The sequence below is a fragment of the Streptomyces fructofermentans genome, from assembly GCF_014651055.1.
Lineage (GTDB): Bacteria > Actinomycetota > Actinomycetes > Streptomycetales > Streptomycetaceae > Streptomyces > Streptomyces fructofermentans.
Genome location: NZ_BMWD01000030.1, coordinates 55,681 through 78,972, shown reverse-complemented (window position 1 = coordinate 78,972; position 23,292 = coordinate 55,681). Strand labels below are relative to the sequence as shown.

General features: G+C 73.3%; 12 protein-coding genes. 3 read left to right on the top strand and 9 right to left on the bottom strand.

Annotated features, from left to right (window positions below; translation table 11 throughout):
• Positions 1–180: 180 nt before the first annotated feature.
• From IE265_RS31775 to IE265_RS31765, 3 genes are all read right to left on the bottom strand, one after another.
• Positions 181–1,485 (bottom strand): M50 family metallopeptidase, encoded by a 1,305-nt coding sequence (locus IE265_RS31775; RefSeq protein WP_190039202.1) that lies wholly within the window; start codon positions 1,483–1,485, stop codon positions 181–183.
• Positions 1,482–2,747 (bottom strand): 1-deoxy-D-xylulose-5-phosphate reductoisomerase, encoded by a 1,266-nt coding sequence (dxr, locus tag IE265_RS31770; protein WP_190039201.1) that lies wholly within the window; start codon positions 2,745–2,747, stop codon positions 1,482–1,484. The genes IE265_RS31775 and dxr overlap by 4 nt, the downstream gene beginning before the upstream one ends.
• A 366-nt stretch (positions 2,748–3,113) precedes the next feature.
• Positions 3,114–5,060 (bottom strand): acyl-CoA dehydrogenase family protein, encoded by a 1,947-nt coding sequence (locus tag IE265_RS31765; RefSeq protein WP_190039200.1) that lies wholly within the window; start codon positions 5,058–5,060, stop codon positions 3,114–3,116.
• A gap of 1,845 nt (positions 5,061–6,905) precedes the next feature.
• Between IE265_RS31765 and IE265_RS31760 the strand changes: the two genes are divergently transcribed.
• Together IE265_RS31760 and IE265_RS31755 are read left to right on the top strand one after the other, a co-directional pair.
• Positions 6,906–7,919, top strand: coding sequence for a LacI family DNA-binding transcriptional regulator (locus IE265_RS31760; RefSeq protein ID WP_190039236.1), 1,014 nt, complete (start codon positions 6,906–6,908; stop codon positions 7,917–7,919).
• Between the two features lie 169 nt (positions 7,920–8,088).
• Positions 8,089–10,194: a glycoside hydrolase family 31 protein gene (locus IE265_RS31755; RefSeq protein WP_190039199.1), complete on the top strand. Its 2,106-nt coding sequence runs from the start codon at positions 8,089–8,091 to the stop codon at positions 10,192–10,194.
• 117 nt (positions 10,195–10,311) lie between these two features.
• On the opposite strand, the gene IE265_RS31750 is transcribed toward IE265_RS31755, so the two are convergent.
• The 6 genes from IE265_RS31750 to IE265_RS31720 form a co-directional block, all read right to left on the bottom strand.
• Positions 10,312–11,025, bottom strand: a complete 714-nt coding sequence (locus IE265_RS31750; RefSeq protein WP_190039198.1) for a glycoside hydrolase family 12 protein — start codon at positions 11,023–11,025, stop codon at positions 10,312–10,314.
• A 37-nt stretch (positions 11,026–11,062) separates the two neighbouring features.
• Positions 11,063–13,642: a glycosyl hydrolase family 95 catalytic domain-containing protein gene (locus IE265_RS38745; RefSeq protein WP_229916758.1), complete on the bottom strand. Its 2,580-nt coding sequence runs from the start codon at positions 13,640–13,642 to the stop codon at positions 11,063–11,065.
• A complete protein-coding gene (locus IE265_RS31735) occupies positions 13,639–15,603 on the bottom strand; it encodes a beta-galactosidase (RefSeq protein WP_190039197.1) in 1,965 nt (654 codons plus the stop codon). Before IE265_RS31735 ends, IE265_RS38745 begins: the two co-directional genes overlap by 4 nt.
• A gap of 508 nt (positions 15,604–16,111) precedes the next feature.
• Entirely contained in the window at positions 16,112–17,068 is a 957-nt protein-coding gene (locus tag IE265_RS31730; protein WP_373303070.1) for a carbohydrate ABC transporter permease, read from the bottom strand.
• On the bottom strand, positions 17,065–18,180 hold the full coding sequence (locus tag IE265_RS31725; RefSeq protein ID WP_190039196.1) for an ABC transporter permease: 1,116 nt from the start codon (positions 18,178–18,180) through the stop codon (positions 17,065–17,067). Before IE265_RS31725 ends, IE265_RS31730 begins: the two co-directional genes overlap by 4 nt.
• Positions 18,181–18,206: 26 nt before the next feature.
• Entirely contained in the window at positions 18,207–19,892 is a 1,686-nt protein-coding gene (locus tag IE265_RS31720; protein WP_190039195.1) for an extracellular solute-binding protein, read from the bottom strand.
• Between the two features lie 336 nt (positions 19,893–20,228).
• On the opposite strand from IE265_RS31720, the gene IE265_RS31715 reads away from it, so the two are divergent.
• Positions 20,229–23,162 carry a glycoside hydrolase family 3 C-terminal domain-containing protein gene (locus tag IE265_RS31715; protein ID WP_190039194.1) on the top strand — a complete coding sequence of 978 codons (2,934 nt, stop codon included), beginning with the start codon at positions 20,229–20,231 and terminating at the stop codon, positions 23,160–23,162.
• The last annotated feature ends 130 nt before the right edge of the window (positions 23,163–23,292 follow it).

Genomic DNA, 23,292 nt, shown 5'->3' with positions numbered 1-23,292 from the left:
AGGATCGGTCGGTCCCGAAAGCTGACGGGCTCCAGACACCGAGATTACGGCACCCTCCCGGACGGGAGCACACTCCCCGGGCGGAGCCACCCGATGGGGGACGGCCGGGCACCCGGGGCGCTCCGGGAGGTGCTCCTCCCGGCCGCCCCGTCGTGCCCGGCCGCCGACGACTCCGTACGACTAGGAGATTCTGACCGGATTGACCACGTCCGCGATCAGCACCAGGATCGTGAAGCAGATGAAGATCCCGGCCACCACGTACGCGACGGGCATGAGCTTCGCCACGTCGAACGGACCGGGGTCCGGCCGCCGCAGCAGCTTGGCCGTGTTCCGCCGCAGCGACTCCCACAGCGCGCCCGCGATGTGCCCGCCGTCGAGCGGCAGCAGCGGAAGCATGTTGAACAGGAACAGGGACAGGTTGAAGCCCGCGACGAGGAACAGCATCATCGCGATCTGGTTCTCCGGCGGGATGTCCAGCGTGAAGACCTCGCCGCCGACGCGTGCCGCGCCGACCACGCCCATCGGGGAGTCCGCCTCGCGCGGGCCGTCGCCGAACGCGGCGTCCCACAGGGCCGGGATCTTGGACGGCAGGGCGACCAGCGACTCGACGCCGTTCTGCATCATGCCGCCCATGCGGTCCACGGACTGCCCGAAGGACTGCTGGACGACGCCGGAGGCCGGCGTGAAGCCGAGGAAGCCGGCGTCCACGTACTTGCCCTCGACGTAGCCGCCGTCGCCGTCGGTCTTGCTGACCTGGTTGCGGATGAGGTGCGCGGTCAGGTCGAGCTGCTTGCCGTCGCGCTCGACGGTCAGCGTGACGTCCTTGCCGGGGTTGGCGCGGATGTCGGACTGGAGGGCCGACCAGTCGGTGACGGCCACCCCGTCGAACGCCACGATCCTGTCGCCGCCCCGGAGCCCCGCGGCCTTGGCGGGCGCGGCCTCGTCGCCCTCCGCGCACTTGGTGCGCTTCTCGCTCTGCTCGATGACGCAGTCGGAGACCTTGCCGACCGTGGTGGTCTGGGTCTGCACGCCGAAGGTCATCATCACGCCGAGGAAAATGGCGACGGCGAGGATCAGGTTCATGAAGGGGCCGGCGAACATCACGATCACGCGCTTCCACGGCTTGCGCGTGTAGAAGAGCCGCGTCTCGTCGCCGGGGCGCAGTTCCTCGAAGGCGGCCGATCTGGCGTCCTCGATCATGCCGCGGAACGGCGAGGTGGACCGGGCCTCGATCCGGCCGTCCGGGCCGGGCGGGAACATTCCGATCATGCGGATGTAGCCGCCGAGAGGGATGGCCTTGACCCCGTACTCCGTCTCGCCCTTGTTGCGCGACCAGATGGTCGGGCCGAAGCCGACCATGTACTGCGGCACGCGGATGCCGAACAGCTTGGCCGTGGAGAGATGCCCCAGCTCGTGCCAGGCGATCGAGAAGAGCAGGCCGACCGCGAAGACGACTATGCCGAGGATCATCATCAGGGTCGTCATGCACGAGCCTCCGCGGTCGTGTCGGCAGTGGTGCGGGCTGTCAGTTCACGGGCCCGGGCACGCGCCCAGGTCTCCGCTTCGAGGACGTCCGCGACGGTGAGGGAAGTTCCCGTACGGGGTGTGCCGTGCTCGGCGACGACCTCGGTCACGGTCTCCATGATCCCGTTGAACGGCAGTCCGCCGTTCAGGAACGCGTCCACGCACTCCTCGTTGGCGGCATTGAACACCGCCGGGGCCGTGCCCGCGAGCTGTCCCACGTGCCGGGCGAGCCCCACCGAGGGGAACGCCTCGGTGTCGAGCGGGTAGAACTCCCAGCTGGACGCCTTGGTCCAGTCGAAGGCGGGCGCCGCGTCGGGGATCCGCGCGGGCCAGCCGAGACCGATGGCGATCGGCCCCCGCATGTCGGGGGGCGTCGCCTGGGCCATCGTCGATCCGTCCGTGAACTCCACCATCGAGTGGACATACGACTGCGGGTGCACGACCACCTCAATCCGCTCGAAGGGAATGTCGTAGAGGAGGTGCGCCTCGATGACTTCGAGCCCCTTGTTGACGAGGGTCGCGGAGTTCACGGTGATGACCGGGCCCATCGCCCAGGTCGGGTGCGCGAGGGCCTCGGCGGGCGTGACACCGGCCAGATCGGCCTTCGTACGTCCGCGGAAGGGGCCGCCGGAGGCGGTGACGACCAGCTTGCGCACATCGGCCCTGGTGCCCGAGGCGAGCGCCTGGAACAGCGCGGCGTGCTCGGAGTCGACCGGGATGATCTGGCCGGGCGCGGCCAGCGCCTTCACCAGGGGGCCGCCGACGATGAGCGACTCCTTGTTGGCCAGCGCGAGCGTGCGGCCCGCGGCCAGGGCGGCGAGGGTGGGCGCCAGTCCGATCGAACCGGTGATCCCGTTCAGGACGGTGTGGCATTCGGAGGCGGCGAGGTCGGTGGCGGCGTCCGCCCCGGCGAGGATCTCCGGGAGGGGCTCCCCCGTTCCGTACCGCGCGGCCAGGGCCTCGCGCAGGGCCGGCACGGCCTCCTCGCGGGCGACGGCGACCGTCGGGACCCGCAGGCGGTGGGCCTGCTCCGCGAGGAGGTCGACCCGGCCTCCGGCGGCGGAGAGCCCGGTGACGCGGAAGCGGTCGGGGTTGCGCAGCACGAGGTCGATGGCCTGGGTGCCGATCGACCCGGTGGAGCCGAGGATCACGACGTCCCTGACCCCGGCCACGGGATCGAAGACGAGATGCGGGTCGGCGAGGGGGGCTGGACTGTCGCTCATTCCCCCATTGTGGCCGTAACGCAGGCCCGCCAGGACAGGGCGTCCCCCACCTGCCGGGCACGAGCCGGGCGGCGGCGTGCCCCCGACGGGTGCGGCGGGCGCCTTGGGGGCCGGGCGGTGCGCGCCGCCGGGGCCCGGCGGACCGTGCGGTCGCGGCGGGCCGAGGCGGGGCGCGCGCCTTGTGCCGCACCGCGCCCGGCGCACCACCCCGCGCGCACGGGACGTTCTCGCGCGGGGCGGCGGGCGGGCGTGCGGCCCGGTGCCGGTGCGTCCGTGCGTCGCCGCCGGGCAGCACGTCCGCCCGCCGCCCCGCGTCACGGCGGCCGTCCGCTCCGGGCGCGCGGACGGCGTGTCGGGCGCCCGGGATCAGCGGATGGGACGGTGGAGGTTCTCCCGTTCGCTCGGGCCGGGCGTGGCGTCGGCGATCCACGGGCCTTCCCCGGAGGGGTCGACGACCCCCTCCTCCAGCCAGGTGTAGGCACCGGCGAGCACGCCCTTGACGACCTTGCGGTCGAGGTCGTCCGTGTTGGACCACAGCCGCCCGAAGAGTTCCTCGACGCGGATGCGGGACTGCCGGCAGAACACGTCGGCGAGCTGGTACGCCTCGCGGCCGTGGTCCCCGGAGGAGCGCAGCAGTTCGGCCCGTACGCACGCGGCGCTCATCGCGAACAGTTCGGCGCCGATGTCGACGATCCGGCCGAGGAAGCCCTGCTTGGTCTCCATCCGGCCCTGCCAGCGGGACATGGCGTAGAACGTGGACCGGGCCAGCTTGCGGGAGGTGCGTTCGACGTAGCGCAGGTGGCCGGACAGGTCGAGGTGGCCCGCCGGGTGGAAGTCCCCGTACGCGCGCGGAAGCTGGCCCGGGCCCGCGACCAGCTTGGGCAGCCACTTCGCGTAGAAGACACCGGCGTTGGCGCCCGCCCTCGCCTTGTCGGAGAGGGACTTGTCCGGGTCGATGAGGTCGCCCGCCACGGACAGGTGGGCGTCCACCGCCTCGCGGGCGATCAGCAGGTGCATGATCTCGGTCGAGCCCTCGAAGATCCGGTTGATGCGCAGATCGCGCAGCAGCTGCTCGGCGGGTACGGCGCGTTCACCGCGGGCCGCCAGCGAGTCGGCGGTCTCGAAGCCCCGCCCGCCGCGGATCTGGACCAGTTCGTCGGCCATCAGGCAGGCCATCTCGGAGCCGTACAGCTTGGCGAGGGCCGCTTCGATGCGGATGTCGTTGCGGTCCTCGTCGGCCATCTGGGAGGACAGGTCGAGCACGGCCTCCAGGGCGAAGGTGGTGGCCGCGATGAAGGAGATCTTCGCCCCCACCGCCTCGTGGTGGGCCACCGGCTTGCCCCACTGCTCGCGCGCGGCCGACCACTCGCGGGCGATCTTCAGGCACCACTTGCCGGCGCCGACGCACATGGCGGGCAGGGAGAGCCGGCCGGTGTTGAGGGTGGTGAGGGCGATCTTGAGCCCGGCCCCCTCGGGCCCGATGCGGTTGGCGGCCGGGACGCGCACCCGGTGGAAGCGCGTGACGCCGTTCTCCAGGCCGCGCAGGCCCATGAAGGCGTTGCGGTTCTCGACGGTGATGCCCTCCGAGTCCGCCTCCACCACGAAGGCGGTGATCCCGCCCTTGTGGCCCTCGGACTTCGGCACCCGGGCCATGACGACGAGGAGGTCCGCGACGACCCCGTTGGTCGTCCACAGCTTCACTCCGTCGAGGACGTAGTCGTCGCCGTCCGGCACGGCGGTGGTGGCGAGCCGCGCCGGGTCGGAGCCCACGTCCGGCTCGGTCAGCAGGAAGGCTGAGATGTCGGTACGGGCCAGGCGCGGCAGGAAGGCGTCCTTCTGCTCCTGGGTGCCGAAGATCTTCAGCGGCTGCGGTACTCCGATCGACTGATGCGCGGAGAGCAGCGCGCCGAGCGCCGGGTTCGCGGAGCCGACCAGCGCGAGCGCCCTGTTGTAGTACACCTGCGTGAGGCCGAGGCCGCCGTACTTGATGTCGATCTTCATGCCGAGGGCGCCGAGCTCCTTGAGCCCGTTGATCACCTCGTCGGGGATGCGCGCCTCCCGCTCGATGAGCGCAGAGTCGATCTTCGTCTCGCAGAAGTCGCGCAGCCTCGCCAGGAACTGCTCGCCGCGCCGCGAGTCCTCGTCGGGGGGCATGGGGTGCGGATGGATGAGATCCAGCCGGAAGCGGCCGAGGAACAGCTCCTTCGCGAAGCTGGGCTTGCGCCAGTCCCGCTCGCGCGCCGCCTCGGCGACCTGCCGGGCCTCGCGTTCGGTGACAACGGGCTGGGGGGGTGTTGCGGTCAAGAGGCTCACCTCGCCGCGAATAGGGATCTTGGTCCGATACGTTACCGACTGGTTCTACCCGATCGTATTTACCCGATTACGGACGGTCCCACCAGTCCTCGCGCGTCCGTTCGGCCGATACGGGGGCGCGCGGCGGGGCGAGGCGGGGACGCGCGGCGGGGTGGTGCTTGGGCGCCTTGCGGGGCGGTTGCGCGGGAGCCGCTGCGGGTCGGACTCCGGTCACCGCGTGGGCCCGTGCCGGGCACCGCGCCCAGGCGGCGCCCGGGAGCCGTGCGGGTCCCGCGCCCAGGCGGTGCGCGGGAGCCGTGCGGGTCGATCCCCGGGCATCGCGGGGCGGCGCGGGGACACCCCGCGGGTCGACGCTCGGACGCCGTGCGGGGCGGTGCGGGGGCGCTCGGCCGTTTTCGGTGCGCGGGTGCCCTGCGGGGCGGTGCGGGAGCCCTGCGCGTCGGTGCGCGGGAGCCCTGCGCGTCGCCAGTTGTACGCCCCGCGGGTCCGTACGAGGGATCCCTGCCGGCTGGTGCGGGCGCACCCTGCGGGGTCCAGCTCCGGGCACCGCGCCGGGGACACTCGCGGGCGATGCGCGGGAGCACCCGCGGGCCGGTTCGCGCACGGCCTGCGGGTTGGCGGGCGGAAGGGTTGGGCGTCGACGCTCGGACGCCCTGCGGGACGGACTCCGAGCATCGCGCGGGCCCGTGCGGGAACGCTCTGCGGGCCGTCGGCGCGGGGCGCCCGCGTCCCGCGCCGACTGTCACCCCCGAGCCGGTGCTTGGGAGCGGCGCGCGGCGGCACTTCAACAGCCCGCAGGCCGGTGCGGGGACACCCCCGCGCGGTCGGACTCCGGGCACCGCACAAGCCGCTGCGAGGGCGCCCTGCCGATCGGTGGGGGGACGCCTGGCGGGTCGGTAGGCGGGAACCCTGCGCGCCGGACTCCCTGCACCGCGCCGGGTCCGTGCGGGGACGCCCTGCGGGTCGGTGCGCGGGAGCACCGCGGGCCGGTTCGTGCACGGCCTGCGGGTCGGCGGGCGGGAGCCCTGCGGGACGGACTCCGACTACCGGGCGGGGGTCGGTGCGGGCACCCTGCCCGGCCGCCGCGCGGAAACCCTGCGGGACGGACTCGGGGCACGGCGCCGGGTCCGTATGTACGGGGACGCCCTGCGGGTCCGTGCGGGGGAGCCACGCCGGACGCCCTGCGGGTCCGTGTGACAACGCCCTGCGGCACGGGCTCCGGGCGCCGCGCCGGTCGGCCGGGGCCTGCGGGCCGGTGCCGGGAGCCCGGCGGACTGGACTCCGGCCACCCGGGGGGGGCCGTGCGGGGACGCCCTGTGGGCCCGTGCCTTGTCCGGTCGGTCTTCGGGCCGGGGTGCGGACGGGCCGTCGCGCGGGGGCCGAACCGCTCGCCGTGCGGAAGCCCTCCGGGCCGCCCCCGAGCCTGCCGGGGCGGCCGAGTCGGGCGGTCGTCCCCCGGCAATCGCACAGGCGGCCGCTTCGAAGCCGGACGCCCGGCCCCCTCGTGCCCTGACTCGGGCCGCGCACGAGGCCCGCACCGTGTGCGGTCGGTGCGTTCCGGGGCTCGCCCGGCACGGGGCGGCCGGGGTCGGGACGGGAACCCGGTCCGCGTGGCCGACACTCGGCGCGGGGCGCCCGCGTCCCGTGCGCGCCGGCCGCCCTCCAGCGCCCGGCACACGGAGGGGCGGGGGCGGACCACCCGCGCCAAACGCCAGTCGAGTCGAAGCGCTTCGACAACCTATGGACACCCACCCACCGTCAAGCTAGTGTCGGGCCACCCCCACTCCCCCGCAAGCCCCCGACGCGCACTGTCGAAGCGCTTCGCACAAACGCTTGGAGAGCTGGATGGTCACCCTCGCCGAGGTCGCCCAGCACGCCGGAGTCTCGGCGAGCACGGTGAGCTATGTCCTCAGCGGCAAGCGGTCCATCTCCGTGAGCACCCGGCAGCGGGTCGAGCGGAGCATCCACGAGCTCGGGTACCACCCCAACGCGGGGGCCCGGGCGCTGGCGAGCAACCGGTCCAACATCATCGCGCTGATGGTCCCGCTCCGCACGGACATGTACGTACCCGTGATGATGGAGATCGCCATCGCGGTGGCCACCTCGGCCCGCACCCACGGGTACGACGTGCTGCTGCTCACGGGCGAGGAGGGTGCCGACGCCGTGCGCCGGGTCACCGGCAGCGGGCTCGCCGACGCGATGATCATGATGGACGTCGAGCTGGACGACGAGCGGCTGCCGCTGCTGCGCGGCACGGACCAGCCGTCCGTCCTCATCGGCCTCCCGGCCGACACCGAAGGCCTGACCTGCGTCGACCTCGACTTCGGAGCGACGGGCGCGCTGTGCGTCGAGCACCTCGCGATGCTCGGACACCGTGACATCGCTGTCATCGGCGAGGCGCCCGCGGTCTACGAACGGCACACCGGCTTCGCCGAGCGCACCCTCGACGGACTCCGCTCCCGGTCCCGGGAGCTGGGCCTGCGGGTGCTGCACCGGCCGTGCGAGGGCGGCTACGACGCCATGTCGCTGACGCTGTCCCGGATCTTCGACGAGCGGCCCGCCACCACGGGCTTCGTCGTGCAGAACGAGTCCGCGGTCGAACCCCTGCTCGCGCTGCTGCGCCAGCAGGGCCGAGCCGTCCCCGAGGACGTCTCGGTGGTGGCGATCTGCCCGGAGCAGGTCGCGACCCAGGCCTCCGTACGGCTGACCTCGGTTGCGATCCCGGCACAGGAGATGGGCCGCACCGCCGTGGAGCGCCTGGTCGCCAAGCTCGGCGGGCAGGGCGAGGACGACGTCGTGCTCATCGCCCCCGAGCTGACCGTCCGCGCGAGCACGGGTCCGGCCCCCGCCGCCCCCTGAGCACCCGCAACCGCCCCACCGCGCACCGCGCACCGCGCACCGCGCACCCGCACGCCTCCCCCGGTGCCGGAGCACCCCGTCCTGTCCCGGCGGGCCGTTCCGCGTCGCGTCCCCGGGTCCTGCCGCCACTCCTTCCCCCAGGAGCACCCGCACCTTCAGGAGCACCCGCATGAACCAGCCCGCCGAGACCGTGCCCCAGCAGCACGCGCGACCCGAGCAGCACGATCCGCCCGAGCGGCACGGCGGGCCCGGACAGGGCTCCGCCGGCCTCGCCCAGTCCTCGCCCACCGTGGGCACCTTCCGCGAACGCGGGGGCGCCCTGGAGTGGAGCGGCCGCCAGGAGACCGTACGCGTGGAGCCCTGGGGGCCGGACGCCGTCCGGGTGCGGGCCAGGCTGGGCGGTCCCGTCCTCGACGGGCTGCCGTGCGCGCTGCTCGACGAGGCGCCCGAGACCGGCTCGGCGGTCCGGATCGAGGACGGCGTGGGCCGGCTGACCGTGGGCGCGCTGACCGTCGAGGTCGGCGCGGACGGCCTGGTCCGATTCACCCGTACCGCGGACGGCGCCGAACTGCTCTCGGAGGAGCGGGCCCACTTCTGGTGGCCGGGGCCGCGCCTGTACACCCCCGTCGGCAACGGACACCACCGGCTGGAGCAGCGGTTCGCCGCCTACGAGGGCGAGAAGCTGTACGGCCTCGGCCAGCACCAGCACGGCCTGCTCGACCAGAAGGGCGCCGTCCTCGACCTCGTCCAGCGCAACGCCGAGGTGACGATCCCCGTCCTCACCTCCAGCCGCGGCTACACCCTGCTGTGGAACAACCCGGCGGTCGGCCGCGTCGAGCTCGCGGCCAACGGCACGCGCTGGGTGGCGGACTCGGCCCGGCAGATCGACTACTGGATCACCGCGGGCAGCCCCGCCGACGCCCAGCGCCGCTACAGCGCGGCGACCGGGCGCTCGCCGATGCTCCCGGAGTGGGCGGCGGGCTTCTGGCAGTGCAAGCTCCGCTACCGCACACAGGACGAACTGCTCTCCGTGGCACGGGAGTACAGGCGCAGAGGGCTGCCGATCGACGTCATCGTGTGCGACTTCTTCCACTGGACGCACCTGGGCGACTGGAAGTTCGACCCCGCCGAGTGGCCGGACCCGGCGGCGATGCAGCGGGAGCTCGCGGAACTCGGCATCCGGCTCGTCGTGTCCGTGTGGCCGTCCGTGTCCCCGCTCTCCGGGAACCACGCGCTCATGGAGCAGCGCGGCTGGTTCATCGGCACGGAGTACGGCCCGGTGGCGCACGCCGACTGGCCCGACAAGGATGTCGCCTCCACGGTCCAAGTGGCCTTCTACGACGCGACGAACCCGGAGGCCCGCGCGTTCCTCTGGTCGCGCGTGAAGGAGAACTACGTCGACCCGTACGGGATCACGTCCTTCTGGCTCGACGCCTGCGAGCCGGAGCTGAAGCCGGGCTTCTCCGAGAACCTGCGCTACTGGGCGGGACCGGGCCTCGAAGTCGCCAACATGTATCCGCGCGAGAACGCCCGCACCTTCCACGAGGGCATGACCGCGGCCGGGGAGAGCGAGGTCGTCACGCTCAACCGCTCGGCCTGGGCGGGCAGTCAGCGCTACGGCGCCGCCCTGTGGTCCGGGGACATCGGCACGGACTTCGCGACCCTGCGCCGCCAGGTCGCGGCCGGGCTGAACACCGCGCTGTCCGGCATCCCGTGGTGGAACACCGACATCGGCGGCTTCCACGGCGGCGACCCGGACGACCCCGGGTACCGCGAAGTGATGGTCCGCTGGTTCCAGTTCGGCGCGTTCTCCCCGCTGATGCGGCTGCACGGCTTCCGCGACCCGGGCATGCCGCTCGGCCCGGACATGACCGGCGGCCCCAACGAGGTGTGGTCGTACGGCGAGGAGGCCGGCGCGATCATGGAGAAGTACCTGCGTCTGCGGGAGCGGTTGAAGCCGTACGTGCTGCGGGTGATGCGCGCCGCGCACGAGGACGGGCAGCCCGTGATGCGGCCGCTGTTCCTGGAGTTCCCCGAGGACCAGGCGGCGTGGTCGGTCGACGACGCGTACCTCTTCGGACCCGATCTGCTGGTCGCCCCGGTGCTGACCGCCGGCGCGACGGCCAGGACCGTCCACCTGCCTGCGGGGGCGCGCTGGACCGACGCGTGGACCGGCCGGGCGTACGAGGGCGGCGGGGCCGTGACCGTGGAGGCGCCGCTGGACCGCATTCCGCTGTTCCTGCGGGACGGGGCGACCCTCCCCGTCACCGGCTGACCCGACGGCTCCGCCGCCGGGGGCACCCCGGTTTCCCGGCCGCCGGACAGCCGGGGACCCGGGGTGCGCCGGGCCGCCGGTGCCGGCGCGTGGACCGGCACCGGCGGCCGTGCGGGCTCAACTGCTGCTGACCGTCAGGTTGTCGGTGCGGAAGTCCAGGCCGCCGGACGACGAGGTGATCTCGTACCCGAACTGGACGTCGCCGATGGTCTCGTTGCCGAACCAGCCCTTGGTGTCCTTGATCCACCTCAGGATGGGCAGGATGTTCACCGTGCCGGAGCTGGAGTCGGAGGTGCGCAGGAACGAGAAGACCTCGTTGGCGCCGTTGCTGCCCTTGTGGACGGTCCAGGTGTGGCCGCCCAGGCTGACGTTGCCCTGCGAGGAGCCGAGCGGGCCGACGGCACCGTTGTGGTTGACCCAGAGCATGATCTCGTAGTCGTAGTCGGTGTCCCAGATGTCGTACGAGGTGTTGTACGCGCCGGACGACGGGACCGTGACGCTGTAGCTGCTGGAGAGCGAGCCGAGCGAGGTGATCGTCCTGTTGATCACCTTCTTGGAGTTGGGGTACGACTTGATGCCGCCGGTGTTGGGGTGGTTGGCCCAGACGCCCCAGTTGGTACCGGAGTTGGCCCAGACGCACTGGCTGCCGGCGCCGGAGCCCCAGATGTTGTTGTAGAGCGTGTAGCCGTTCAGGGCGGTGTTGCCCCACTGGTCGCAGGAGCTCCAGACGGCGGCATGGGCGGGGGCCGGGGAGAGGCCGACGACCGCGCCGAGCGCGAGCGCCGGGCCCAGCAGGGCCCGGGTGATCCTGTTCGGCGTGCGTGTTGCCATGGTGTCCCTTCCATGGGTGGGGGGAGGTCGGACGGGGTCAGCGCGTCCCCAGGGTGAGGACGTGCTCCTCTCCGGCACGCAGGTCGAGCGGTCGCGCTCCGGAGGAGGTCCTGAGGTCGACACGGCAGGTCCGGCCGGGCCGAATCGCCGCACGGGCCCCGCGCCGGCTCCAGCGCAGGTCGACGTCGGCGCCGAACCGGGTCCGTACGCCCCGCAGTTCGCCCGCTGGAAACCGGGCGGGCAGCGCGGGCAGCAGGACCAGCCGGTCCGGCGTGGACTGGATCAGCGTCTCGATCACGACGGCCGGGAGGGCGTGTGCCGCGTCCGCGTTGTAGACGTCGCGGCCCGGGTAGTGCGCGCTCATCAGTGAGTCGTGGAAGAAGTCGCCCCCCAGCACCCGGCCGAGCGCGTGCGCGACCCGTTCGCCGTCGCGCAGTCGGGCCGCGACGAGGGCGTGGTGGAGGTGGCCGTGCGCGGAGTCGTTCTCGGAGCCGCGGAGTTCGAGCGCGCGGTGGGCGGCGGCCGCGAGGTACGGGGTGTCGTACGGCGTGATCTCGTCGAGCGGCCACACCCCGTACAGGTGGCTGAGGTGCCGGTGCTCGTACGTGTCGTCGAGACCGGGCCACGCCCACTCGGCCAGCGCCCCGTCGCCGTTGACGCGGTGCGGGGGCAGCCGCCCCGCGAGGGCCAGCCAGCGGTCCGCGTCGGGTCCGGGGCGGCGGGCGGCGGCCGTGCACAGGGCGTGCCGTGCCGCCGACAGGTCCATGGCGGCGTCGAGCGCGCCCCGGCCGGCGTTCGCGGGGGCGTTCTCGGGCGAGTAGGAGGGGACGACGACGACCTGGCCGTGCTCGTCGGTCCGGGTGAGGAAGTCCTCGTAGAAGGCGGCCACTTCGGCGAGGGCGGACGTCAGGCGGGGGTCGTGTTCACCGCGGGCCTCGTCGTGGTCGACGAGCGGCTTGAGCAGCCAGTCGGCCCCGGCCGTCCACAGGTGCAGGGGGTACTCGCGGCTGAAGTGGTACGTGTACCCGGACTCGCCGTCCGTGTGCGCCGGGGCGACCACGCCGCGGGCGCCGAACACGGCCCGGGCGTTCTCCCGCCAGTGCTCCAACTGGCCGTGTACGAGAGCGGCTTGGGCTTCGACGACCTCGGGCAGTGCCCCCGCGACGGCCGACGCGGTCTGCAGGTTGAGGTTGGCGTCCGTGGTGAACGCGCCCGACCACGCGGTGTCCCAGTCCCCCGTCCACAGTCCCGTTAGCCTCGGCGGCAGTGCCCCGGCGGCCGACAGCAGGTGGTAGCGCCCGGCGGCGAAGAGCCGTTCCAGGAGCGCGGGGCTGCGGGGGCGCCCGAGCAGCACCGAACCGGGGAGCGCGCGTTCGGCCTCGTCGGCGGCGAGGGTCAGGGCCACCCGCCCGTACGCGGGTCGGTGGAGGAGCAGATGGCGGTCGAGGAGCCGGGCGTGCAGCGCCTCCGTCGGCACCTCCCCGGGCGCGGGCCCCGGCACCTCCCCGGGCGCGGGCCCCGGCACCTCCCCGGGCGCGGGTCCCGGCACCCCGCCGGGCGCGGGTCCCGGCACCGGGGCGGGCACGTCCCGGTCGTCCGGTCCGGCAGCCTCCTGCCCGGCGGTCGCGTGCCCGGCGGTCCCGTGCCCGGCAGCCTCCTGCACGGCGGTCCCACGGCCGACAGCCTCGTGGCCGGTCTCGTGGCCGGCCGCTCCCGGACCGGGTGCCGGACCCGGTCCCGGCCCCGGTCCCGTCAGGCTCGCGCGCAGGGCGCGGGCCTCCGCCACCACGTCCAGCTCCCCCGTGTGGCGCCGGACCCGGGTCAGCAGCAGGACGGAGTCGGCCCCCTCCACCCGCAGACCGGGCAGGCCCGGGGTCGTCCGGCCGCCCGTGACCACGGCGAGGGTCGTCCCGGTGTACGCGCGGTCGCTGTCCGGGTACCCGACGCGGAGCCAGAGCAGGGCGCCGTCCGCGGTGAGGACCGTGCCCCGGCCGACCCGCAGCCCTCCGGGGGCGCCCGGCAGCCGCGGATCGAGGAGGAGGTCGAAGCCGAGGTCCGGTCCCGTGACGTACTGGACGACCATGTCGTCCGCCCGTGACACGAACACCCTGCTGTGCCGCTCGCCGCAGACCCACTCCACGACACCCGTGGTGAAGTCGACGGTGCGCCGGTAGCGCCCGACCGGGCCCGGGGGCCTGCGGGAGCGCACCTGGAAGGCGGGGTGGAAGGGCTGCACCCACTGGAGGGGGCGGCCGTCCGTGAAGTCCTCGGCGGCGTGCGCCTCGCCCGCGAGCAGGCGGTCCTGGAGCGCGGCGAGCCGTTCCGCGAGCTCCGGGGGCCGGGCGTGCTCGCTCCCGTTGGGGCGCACCAGGCTGTGGTGGGTCACGACGACCCGGTCGTCGTCCGGGTCGCCGAACACGAGGACGCCGTGCCGTCCGTTGCCGCTCAGGAACGCGTCCTCCCAGCGGGCGGCCGGGCGGGGCTCCCACGTCCCGCGGTCCGGGACGCCCTCGCCCTCGGGGCGCTCGGGACCCCCGGGGGGCGCCGGGCTCGCGGGGTCCGGTTCGGCGGGGTGGCCCGTCGGGGCCGGGCGGTCGCCGGGGTGCGCGGCACTCATGGGGCGAGCACCGCCACTCCGTGGCGCTCCAGCTCGACCGTGTCCACGACCCGACGTCCGGTGAGCAGGTCGCGGTGCGCTCCCGGCACCTCGACGGTGACCGTCCCGCGGCCGTGGTTGAGGACGAAGAGCAGGTGCCCCCGGCGTACGGCCTCGACCCGTGCGGGCAGTCCGTCGAGCACGGGGCGCGCCCCGGCCTCCGCCGCCGCCCGCGCCAGCAGGTCGCGCAGCGCCGCGGGCTCGGGCAGCGTGGTGACGTACCGGGCGCGGCCCCTGCGCAGCACGGCGGGGTGTCCGTCGAGTTCACCGCCCCGGTAGCGGGCCTCGGCGATCCCGTCCCCGGCCTCGATCTCCTCGGACCAGAGCGTGCCCCGGAAGCCGTCGCAGTCGACCACCTCCCCCGGGTCGAGCGGCCACCACTCGTGCAGCACCCGGATGCCGAACAGCTCCCGCAGCCGCTCGTCCATGCCGCCGGGCCGCACCCGGTCGTCCTCGTCGGCGACCCCGGTCAGGAAGCCGCAGACGAGGGTGCCGCCCGCGCGCACGTACGCGACGAGGTTGTCGATCGCGGCGTCCGTGAGCAGGTGGAGCTGCGGCACGACGACGAGCCGGTAGCCGGCCAGGTCGTGCTCCGGGTGCGCGAAGTCGGTGGTGACGTGGGCCTCCCACAGCGCCCGGTGCCAGGCCCGTACGATCCGGGCGGGGTCGACCTCGGACGAGGGCCGGCCCTCCTGGGCGCCCGCCCACCACGCGTTCCACTCGTGGAGGATCGCGACCTCCGCGCTCGCGTGCGTGCCCGCCGCCTCGGGTCCGATCCGGGCGAGGTCGGCGCCGATCCGTACGACCTCCCGGAACGTCCGGCCGTGCTCGCCCGCGTGGCCGAGCATGCCGGAGTGGAACTTCTCGGCGCCCTGCCGGGACTGGCGCCACTGGAAGTAGCAGACGGCGTCGGCTCCGCGCGCGACGGCCTGGAGGGACCAGAGCCGGTTGAGGCCGCGCGGCTTGGGGCGGTTGACGTCTCGCCAGTCGACAGCCCCCGCGGCCTGCTCCATCAGCATCCACGGCCCGCGGGCCTGGGAGCGCGTCAGGTCGTGGACGAGGGCGCCCTCCTGCGCTCCGAACGGGTCGCGCGGGTCCGGGTAGACGTCGACGGAGACGACGTCCTCCTCCGCGGCCCACTTCCAGCCGTCCTGACCGGCCCACATCGGCATGAAGTTGGTGGTCACCGGGATGTGCGGGGTGTGCCGTCGCACTATGTCGCGCTCGGCGGTGTAGCACTCCAGCAGCATGTCGGAGGTGTAGCGCCTGAAGTCCAGTACCTGCGCGGGGTTCTTCCGGTGGTGGACGCGGCGCGGCGGCAGCACCTCCTGCCAGTCGCCGTATCCCTGGCTCCAGAAGGCCGTTCCCCAGGCGGTGTTGAGCGCCTCCAGGGTGCCGTACCGGTCGCGGAGCCAGCGGCGGAAGGTGGCGGCGGCCTCGTCGCCCCAGTCGTGGGTGCAGTACTCGTTGTTGATGTGCCACATGGCCAGGGCGGGATGGCCCCCGTAGCGGGCGGCCAGGTCCTCGGTGATGGCGGCCGCGAACCGGCGGTAGGTGGCACTGGAGTGCGAGAAGTGCTGGCGGCCGCCCCACCCCTCGGTGCGGCCGTCCTCGTCGCGGGGCAGGGTGTCGGGATGGAGCTGGCCCATCCACGGGGGCGGCGAGGCGGTGGGGGTGGCCAGGACGACGCCGACGCCGTTGTCGTGCATCAGGTCGAGCAGCCGGTCCAGCCAGCCGAACTCGCGTGCACCCGGGCGGGGTTCGAGCCTCGCCCAGGAGAAGACCCCGAGGGTGACCGAGTTGACGCCCGCCTCCTTCATCAGGCGCACGTCCTCGTGCCAGGTCTCCTCGGGCCACTGCTCGGGGTTGTGGTCGCCGCCGAAGAGGATCCGGCCGCGGGTCGCGTCACCGAGCCCGGGCATCAGACGGGCTCCCCGTACGCGAGGCCGCGCCCGTCGCGCCACCGGTGGGCGGGCGCGGTCGGGGCCGTCACTACCGGGGTGCGGGCGGCCGGGGTGCCCGCGGCCGGGGTGCGGGCGGCCGGGCGGGCGGACGCCGCGACCGCCGCGCTACTCGCGGCGATGGCGGTGACGACCGCTCGCCCGCTCGGGCAACACGTGCGCATGACACTCCTCGGAGGCTCGTGCGGATCGGATGGACGGGGTGGACCGGGCGGACTGGCGGACGGGATGGGGCCCGGTGGCGCCGCCGTGCGCCGCGGCCCGCCCGATGGGGCTGCGGTGGCGCCTCGGTGCCGTGCCGTGCGGTGCGGCTCACGTGACGGGCTTCGCGGTGGCGCTGTGCGGGAGGTCCGTGCGGGAGGTCCGTGCGGTGGGACCGCCACGGCCGGCCGGCGGTCAGGAGCGGACCGGCCGTGACGGAGTCGCAGGGCGCGAGGAGGGCCGGCGGCCGGGTACGGACGGCCGTGCGTCAGCCCTTGACCGCGCCGGTCAGCATGCCCTTCTTGAAGTGCCTCTGGACGAACGGCGACAGGACCGCGACCGGCACCAGGGCCAGCACCATCACGGCCATCTGGACGGCGAGCGGCGACAGTTGGCCGGTGTTGATCTGGGTGGCGAGTCCGACCGGCCGCTCCTGCTTCTGCACGAGCTGGATCATGACGTTCTGCAGCGGCATCATGTCCTGGTCCGTGAGGTAGATGGAGGCGTTGAACCAGGCGCTCCAGTAGCCCACCGCGTAGAAGAGCGAGATCACCGCGAGGACCGCCCGGGACAGCGGCATCACGATCTGCCACAGGATGCGCCAGTCGCCGGCCCCGTCGATCCGCGCGCTGTCGACGAGTTCGGGCGAGATGCCCATGAAGAACGAGCGCAGCACCAGGACGTTGAAGACGCTCACGGCACTGGGCAGGATCAGCGCGAGATACGTGTCGGTGAGCCCGAGCGCCTGCACCAGCAGGTACGTCGGGATCAGGCCCGCGCCGAAGAACATCGTGGCGAGCAGGGTCATCAGGATCCAGCGGTGGCCGAGCGAGCCCCGCCGCGAGAGGCCGTACGCGCAGAGCACCGAGACGGCCATGCTGAACACGGTGCCGGCAAGGGTGACGCCGAGGCTGACCAGTGCCGCGCGCTGCACCTGGCCGCCGCCGAGCAGTTCCTGGTAGGCGACGAAGGTGATGCCCTCGGGGACCACCACCAGGCCGCCCACCTCGTCGATGGTCCGCTTCGACTGGAGGCTGGTGACCACCACGATCCACAGCGGGAAGAGGATCGCGAATCCGGCGAGGCCGAGGACCAGCGCCTTGGACACGAGGCCGACCCGGCTCGGCTCCTCCTCCCAGGCCGGGCGCACGGGTGCGGCCCGGCGGCCGGGCCCGCGCACGGGCCCCCTCCGCCCCGCCGGTGGCCTGCCGATCACTTCGGTCACTTCTTGTACACCCCCTGCTCGCCCATGAGATGGGCGACCTTGTTGGCCAGCAGGACGAGGGTCAGGCCGACGATGCCCTTGATCAGGCCGGCGGCGGCCGCGTAGCCGAAGTCCTGGTTGCGGATGCCGTTCCACCACACGTAGGTGTCGAGGACCTCGGAGGCTTCGGGGCCCACCGCCTGCCTCTGGAGCAGCAGTTGCTCGAAGCCGACCGTGAGGGCGTCGCCCACCCGCAGCACCAGGAGGAGTGCGATCACCGGGCGCAGCGCGGGCAGCGTGATGTGCCACATGCGGCGCCTGCGTCCGGCCCCGTCCATCGCGGCTGCCTCGTACAGGTCGTCGGAGACCGACGAGAGGGCGGCGAGGAAGACGATGATGCCCCATCCCGCGTCCTTCCAGATGCCCTGCACGGTGACCAGGTACTTGAAGAACTCCGGGTCGGTCATGACGTCGAAGCCGCTGTACCCGTGGTCGGCCAGAGTCTGGGCGATGACGCCGGCGCCGCCGAAGATCTGCTGGAAGACGGTCACGACGAGCACCCACGAGAAGAAGTGGGGCAGGTACATGATCGCCTGGGCGACCGCGCGCACCCGCGGCCTGAGCACGCTGTTGATGAGCAGCGCGAGCAGGATGGGCACCGGGAAGAAGAGGACGAGCTGGAGCAGGAACAGGACGAGCGTGTTGCGCAGGGCGTGCCAGAACTCGGGGTCGGCGAGGACCCGGTCGAACTGCTCGAAGCCCACCCAGGGGCTCTGCAGCATCGCCACGAAGCCGTTGTCGCTCAGGTAGGGGTCGTAGTCCTGGAAGGCCACGACGTTGCCGAGGACCGGGACGTAGTTGAAGAGCAGGACCAGCAGGACCGCGGGCAGCGTCATCAGCAGGAGGGTGCGGTCGCGCCGCAGGCGGACGCGGGGGGAGATCCGTCCCGTCGGCCGCCCGCTCCCGGCCGTCCGTCGGGACCTGCCGAACCGCGCGAACCGGCTGATCCGACCGATCCGGTCGGTTCCCGCGGCTCCGTGCGCGTCCGCCCCGGCGTCCTCGGGTGCGGCCGTGCCCGGTCCGTTCCTCGTCCTGGCCCCGGCCCTGCTCCGAGGCACCGTGTTGTGCGACACGGCGTTCTCCCTGCCTCGGTCCGGACTCAGTTCGCCGAGGGGCCGTTGTCGTCGAGCAGCTTCCGGTACCAGTCGCGGAGCTTGTCGCCGCCCTGCCGCTTCCACTCGGAGACCGCCTGCTGGACGTCGCCGACCTTCTTGCGTCCGCGCACGACGTCGTCCTCCAACTGCTCGAAGTCGTCGGCGAGGTTGGACCAGCGGCCGGGCTCGGTGACGGTGAGCCCGTAGAACGAGGACTTCTTGGTGAAGGCGCCCATCCGCTGCTGCCACTCGATCATTCCCCTGGTGACCTCGGGCAGGTCGGGGTGCGCGACGAACGGCGCCGCGTCCCCCGTGTAGTCGAAGGCGCCGTTGACCTCGTTGACGCCCTTCTCCGTCTTGATGGGCAGGCCCTTCTCCATCTCGAAGTCGGTGCCCTCCACGCCGAAGTTGGTGAGCATGAACTCGCTGGTGCCGTAGGGCGCCGCGCAGAAGTTCGCGATGGCGAGGAAGTCCTCGACCTGCTTCCTGGACGCCTTCCTGCTGAGGAAGGTGAAGATGTTGGCGGGCTGCACCGCCCACAGGCGCGGGTCGCCGCCGTCCGCGCCGAAGATGTCGAACGCCGCCATGTCGAAGTCCGGGTTCTGGGCTCGCTGTTCGGACATCTTGCCCCACCACGAGGACAGGTTCTGGTTGTAGACCAGCACCTCGCCCGCCGTGAAGCGGTTGCCCGCGTCGCCGCCGGCCTTGCCGGACCGCGCGTCCGGGTGGACCACGTCGGCGGCGTAGAGCCTGCGCGTCCACTCCAGCGCCTCGAGGTACGCGTCGGTCTCGATCCGGTTCACCAGCTTGCCGCCGTCGAGGTTCCACCACAGCGCCTTGTCGCTGCCGGGCAGGACGCCGAAGATGTTGAACGCCGTCCACTTCATGTCGTCGCAGGCCCACACCTTCCCCTTGGCGTCCGTGGCCTCCTCGGCCCAGGACAGGAACGCGTCGGGGCTCTTCGGGACGTCGTACCCCTTCTTCGCGAAGAGGTCCCGGCGGTACAGGGGCGCGATGTCCGTGACGTACGAGGCGGGCATCGGGACGGCACGCAGCCGGCCGCCGAAGATGGAGCGCTGCCACGCGTCGGTGGGGACGGCGGCCAGGTTCGGGTAGTCCTTGACGCCGTCGCCCGACAGGTAAGGGCCCAGATCCGCGAACTTGGCGTTGACGGCACTGGGAATCCTGCCGTTCAGGTTCCAGCCGGGCACCACCACGACGTCGGGGATGTCGCTCGAGGCGAGCACCGCGCCGAGCTTCTGGTCGTAGGTGACGCCGTCCTGGTTCTGCCAGGTGACGTCGACGCCGATGGCCTCGTTCATGGCCCGGTAGTACGGGTTGTCCCCCGAGGGGGGTGTGCCCCAGAACGGCGCCATGACCTTGAGGCGGCCGCCGCTGCCGAGCTTCTTCGCGACCGAGGTCTTCAGGTCGGCGAGCGGTATCGCCCGGGTGAAGCCCGCGGCGGAGCCGTTGCGCGCGGGGATGTCGGGGCTGACGACACTCTGCGCCACGAACGCCGGAAGGAGCTTCTCGGCGTCCTTCCCCGAGGTCGTGCCCTCCTTGCGGCCATCCTGCGAACCGCCGCAGGCGGCCAGCAGGGGTGCCCCGCCCGCCACCGCGGCGGTGACGACCGCCGTGGAGGCGAGGAAGCTTCTCCGGCTGGGAGCGGAGGCGGAGGTGTTCGGCGTCATTGCGTCAACCCTTCGTGGCGCACAGCAGGACACCCGGCGGTGGGGCCGTCGGCTGTGGTGTCTCGAGTGGAACCGGCTGAGCCGAAGCGGACCTCGGAGGATGTGCGCGGCCCCGGGGCGGCTCATCGACAGTCGAGCGGAGTCGAAGCGCTTCGATGTTGGTGCGAGGTTAGGTGAACACCCTGGGGCGCACAAGAGCCGATTCCAAGATTCCTCGGAGGTTTGGGGCAACGCACCGCCTCTGTCGCCCCTTGCTTTCAGGGCCTGCGTCGGAAGGTCGTGCGCCGGGACGTCTTGACACCCGTCTCCGCGCGGCCCAGCATCGAAGCGCTTCGAATGCCTGGCCGCACTCGCCCGCTTCTGCCGCGAAGGAACCCCCGAGTGACCGCACCGACGCCGCCGTTCCGCGACGCGGGACTGCCGTTCGCGAAGCGCATCGACGATCTTCTGGAACGACTCCTCCCCGAGGAGCGCGTCGCGATGCTCCACCAGTACGGGCCCGCGGTGGAGCGACTGGGCGTCGCCGCGTTCCGCACCGGCCAGGAAGCGCTGCACGGGGTGGCCTGGACGGGCCCGGCGACGGTGTTCCCGCAGGCCGTCGGGCTCGGCGCGACCTGGAACGAGGACCTGGTGCGCCGGGTCGGCGAGGCGGTCTCCGCCGAGGTCAGGGCGATGCGCTCGCGCGACGACCGGGTGGGCCTCAACGTCTGGGCTCCCACGGTCAATCTGCTGCGCCATCCGCTGTGGGGCCGCAACGAGGAGGGCTACTCGGAGGACCCGCGGCTCACCTCGGCCGTCGCCACCGCCTACACGCGCGGGCTGCGCGGCGACCACCCCGTGTACTGGCGCACGGCCCCGGTGCTCAAGCACTGGCTCGCTCACAACAACGAGACGGACCGTGACACCTCCTCCGGCTCCGTCCGCCCGCGGGTGCTGCACGAGTACGACCTGCGCGCCTTCCGCGCCACGGTCGAGGCGGGAGCGGTGGCCGGCGTGATGCCCGCGTACAACCTGGTCAACGGGCGGCCCAACCACGTGTCGCCCCATCTGCGCGAGCACCTGCGCGGCTGGACGGAGCAGGACCTGCTCGTGTGCTCGGACGCGGGCGCGCCCTCGAACCTCGTCGACTCCGAGCACTACTTCGACACGCACGAGGAGGCGACCGCCGCCGCGCTGCTCGCCGGGGTGGACAGCTTCACGGACCACGGCACGGACAGCTCGATCGTCGTCGAACGCCTGCGGGGTGCCCTGGACCTCGGTCTGCTGACCGGGGCGGACATCGCGGCGGCCGTGCGGCGGCAGCTCTCGGTCCGCTTCCGGCTCGGCGAGTTCGACCCGCTCGTCGACCCGTACGCGGACACGTCCGACTTCGACACACCGGCCCACCGTGCGCTCGCGCGCGAGGCGGCGGAGCAGGCCGTCGTCCTGCTCAAGAACGACGGCCTGCTCCCCCTGACCGGCGCGGACACCCGTATCGCGGTGGTGGGGCTCCTCGCCGACGAGTGCAAGCTCGACTGGTACAGCGGCACCCTCATCCACCGCTCCACCCCCCTCGAAGGCCTCCGCGAGCGCTTCGGCGCCGACCGGGTGGTCCACGCCGAGGGCGTGGACCGGGTGCGGCTGAGGACCTCGGCCGGTACGTGTCTGCGCGTCCCCGGGAGTCCCGACGCGGCAGACACCGCAGACACCGCCGACACCGCAGACACCGCAACCGCAGCAAGCACGGCCGAGGGGGCGCGCACAGAGGGCGCGCTCGACCCGGCGCTGATCGCGGGCCGCACGGACCTCGCGCCCCTGTCCGCCGACGGCACGGGCACCGAACTCGCCCTGGTCGACTGGGGCGGTGGCGTGCTCACCCTGCGCGCACCCGACGGCCGCTACCTGTCGGTCGCCGACGACGGATTCGTGCGCGCCTCGGCGGACCGGCCGGGCGGCTGGGTCGTCCAGGAGACGTTCCGCCTGGAACCGCTCGACTCCCACGGGAACGGCCACCTCCTGAGGCACCTCGGCACGGATCGCTACGTCTGTGTCACCGCCGACGGCGTGAAGGTTGCCGGGGGCGAGCCGGAGATCTTCGAGCTGGAGGTCGCGGAACGCGGCGAGGACGCGGTGGCCCGTGCGGCGGCGGAGGCCGACGTCGTGCTCGTGGTCGCGGGCAACGACCCCCACGTCAACGGCCGGGAGACCGAGGACCGCACGACGCTCCTGCTCCCCTCCCACCAGCGGCGCCTGCTCGCGGCGGCCCGCGCCGCGAACCCCCGTACGGCCCTGGTCGTCACGTCCTCCTACCCGTACGCCGTCGACCTCGCGGACGTGCCCGCGGCACTGTGGACCGCGCACGGCGGGCAGGCGGCCGGCACCGCGCTGGCCCGGGTCCTGGCTGGTGACGTCTCCCCCGCGGGGCGCCTGCCCCAGACCTGGTACGCCTCGGACGCGGACCTCCCCGACCTGCTCGACTACGACGTGATCGGCGGGCGCCAGACGTACCTGTACTTCGAGGGCACCCCGCTCTTCCCGTTCGGCCACGGCCTGTCGTACGCGTCCTTCGCCTACGGAGGCCTCTCGGTCCACGCGGGCGGGCGGTCCGTGCGCGTCGCGTTCACGGTCACCAACACCGGCGGGACGGAGGCCGACGAGGTGGCCCAGCTCTACGGCCGCGCGGCAGCGCCTCCCGTGCCGCGCCCCCGGCGCGAGCTGCTGGCCCACCGGCGGGTGCGCCTGGCCCCGGGCGCCACCGTCGCGCTCTCCTTCGAACTGCCGCTGTCCGCCTTCGCGTTCTGGGACGTGGCCCGGTCGGACTGGCGGGTGGAGCCGGGCCCGTACGAACTTCTCGCGGGGGCGTCCAGCGAGGACGTCCGGCTGCGCGGGACCGTCGTCCTGGACGGCACGGCAGCCACCCCGCGTCCCGTCCTCGAACGCGGCCTGGACGCTGCGGACTTCGACGAGGAGCGGGGGGCCGCGATCGTGGACCGGTCGAGGACCTCGGGCGACGCGGTGTGCCCCGCCGACGGCGGCGAGGCCGAACTCCTCTTCCGCTCCTGCGACTTCGGGGCGGGCGCCCGGACGGTCACCGTCGTGGCGGCGGGCCGCGGAACGATCGGGCTGCGTCTGGACGGCGGCCCCGTGGTCGCGCGCCTGGACGTCCCTGCCACACCGGGACCGTACGACCAGGTCGCCGTGACGGCCCCGGTCCGCGTCGACGGGGTCCGCGACCTCCGGCTCGGGCTGCGCGGCCCGGTGCGGCTCGTACACGTCGGGTTCTCCGGCTGAGGGTCCGGAGCGGCCCGGCCGCACAAGGAGGGGCCCGGCACCGGGAGTTGACGGCGCCGGGCCCCTCGTCCGGGGGCGGTGACGCGACCCGGACGGGAGGAACGGCCCTGCCGTCCGGGTGCACTCGGTG

Coding starts and splice junctions, on each gene's coding strand:
- IE265_RS31715 (WP_190039194.1), top strand. CDS start 20,229: ATGCCTGGCCGCACTCGCCCGCTTCTGCCGCGAAGGAACCCCCGAGTG.
- IE265_RS31750 (WP_190039198.1), bottom strand. CDS start 11,025: ATGGCAACACGCACGCCGAACAGGATCACCCGGGCCCTGCTGGGCCCG.
- IE265_RS31735 (WP_190039197.1), bottom strand. CDS start 15,603: ATGCCCGGGCTCGGTGACGCGACCCGCGGCCGGATCCTCTTCGGCGGC.
- IE265_RS31775 (WP_190039202.1), bottom strand. CDS start 1,485: ATGACGACCCTGATGATGATCCTCGGCATAGTCGTCTTCGCGGTCGGC.
- IE265_RS31760 (WP_190039236.1), top strand. CDS start 6,906: ATGGTCACCCTCGCCGAGGTCGCCCAGCACGCCGGAGTCTCGGCGAGC.
- dxr (WP_190039201.1), bottom strand. CDS start 2,747: ATGAGCGACAGTCCAGCCCCCCTCGCCGACCCGCATCTCGTCTTCGAT.
- IE265_RS31720 (WP_190039195.1), bottom strand. CDS start 19,892: ATGACGCCGAACACCTCCGCCTCCGCTCCCAGCCGGAGAAGCTTCCTC.
- IE265_RS31755 (WP_190039199.1), top strand. CDS start 8,089: ATGAACCAGCCCGCCGAGACCGTGCCCCAGCAGCACGCGCGACCCGAG.
- IE265_RS38745 (WP_229916758.1), bottom strand. CDS start 13,642: ATGAGTGCCGCGCACCCCGGCGACCGCCCGGCCCCGACGGGCCACCCC.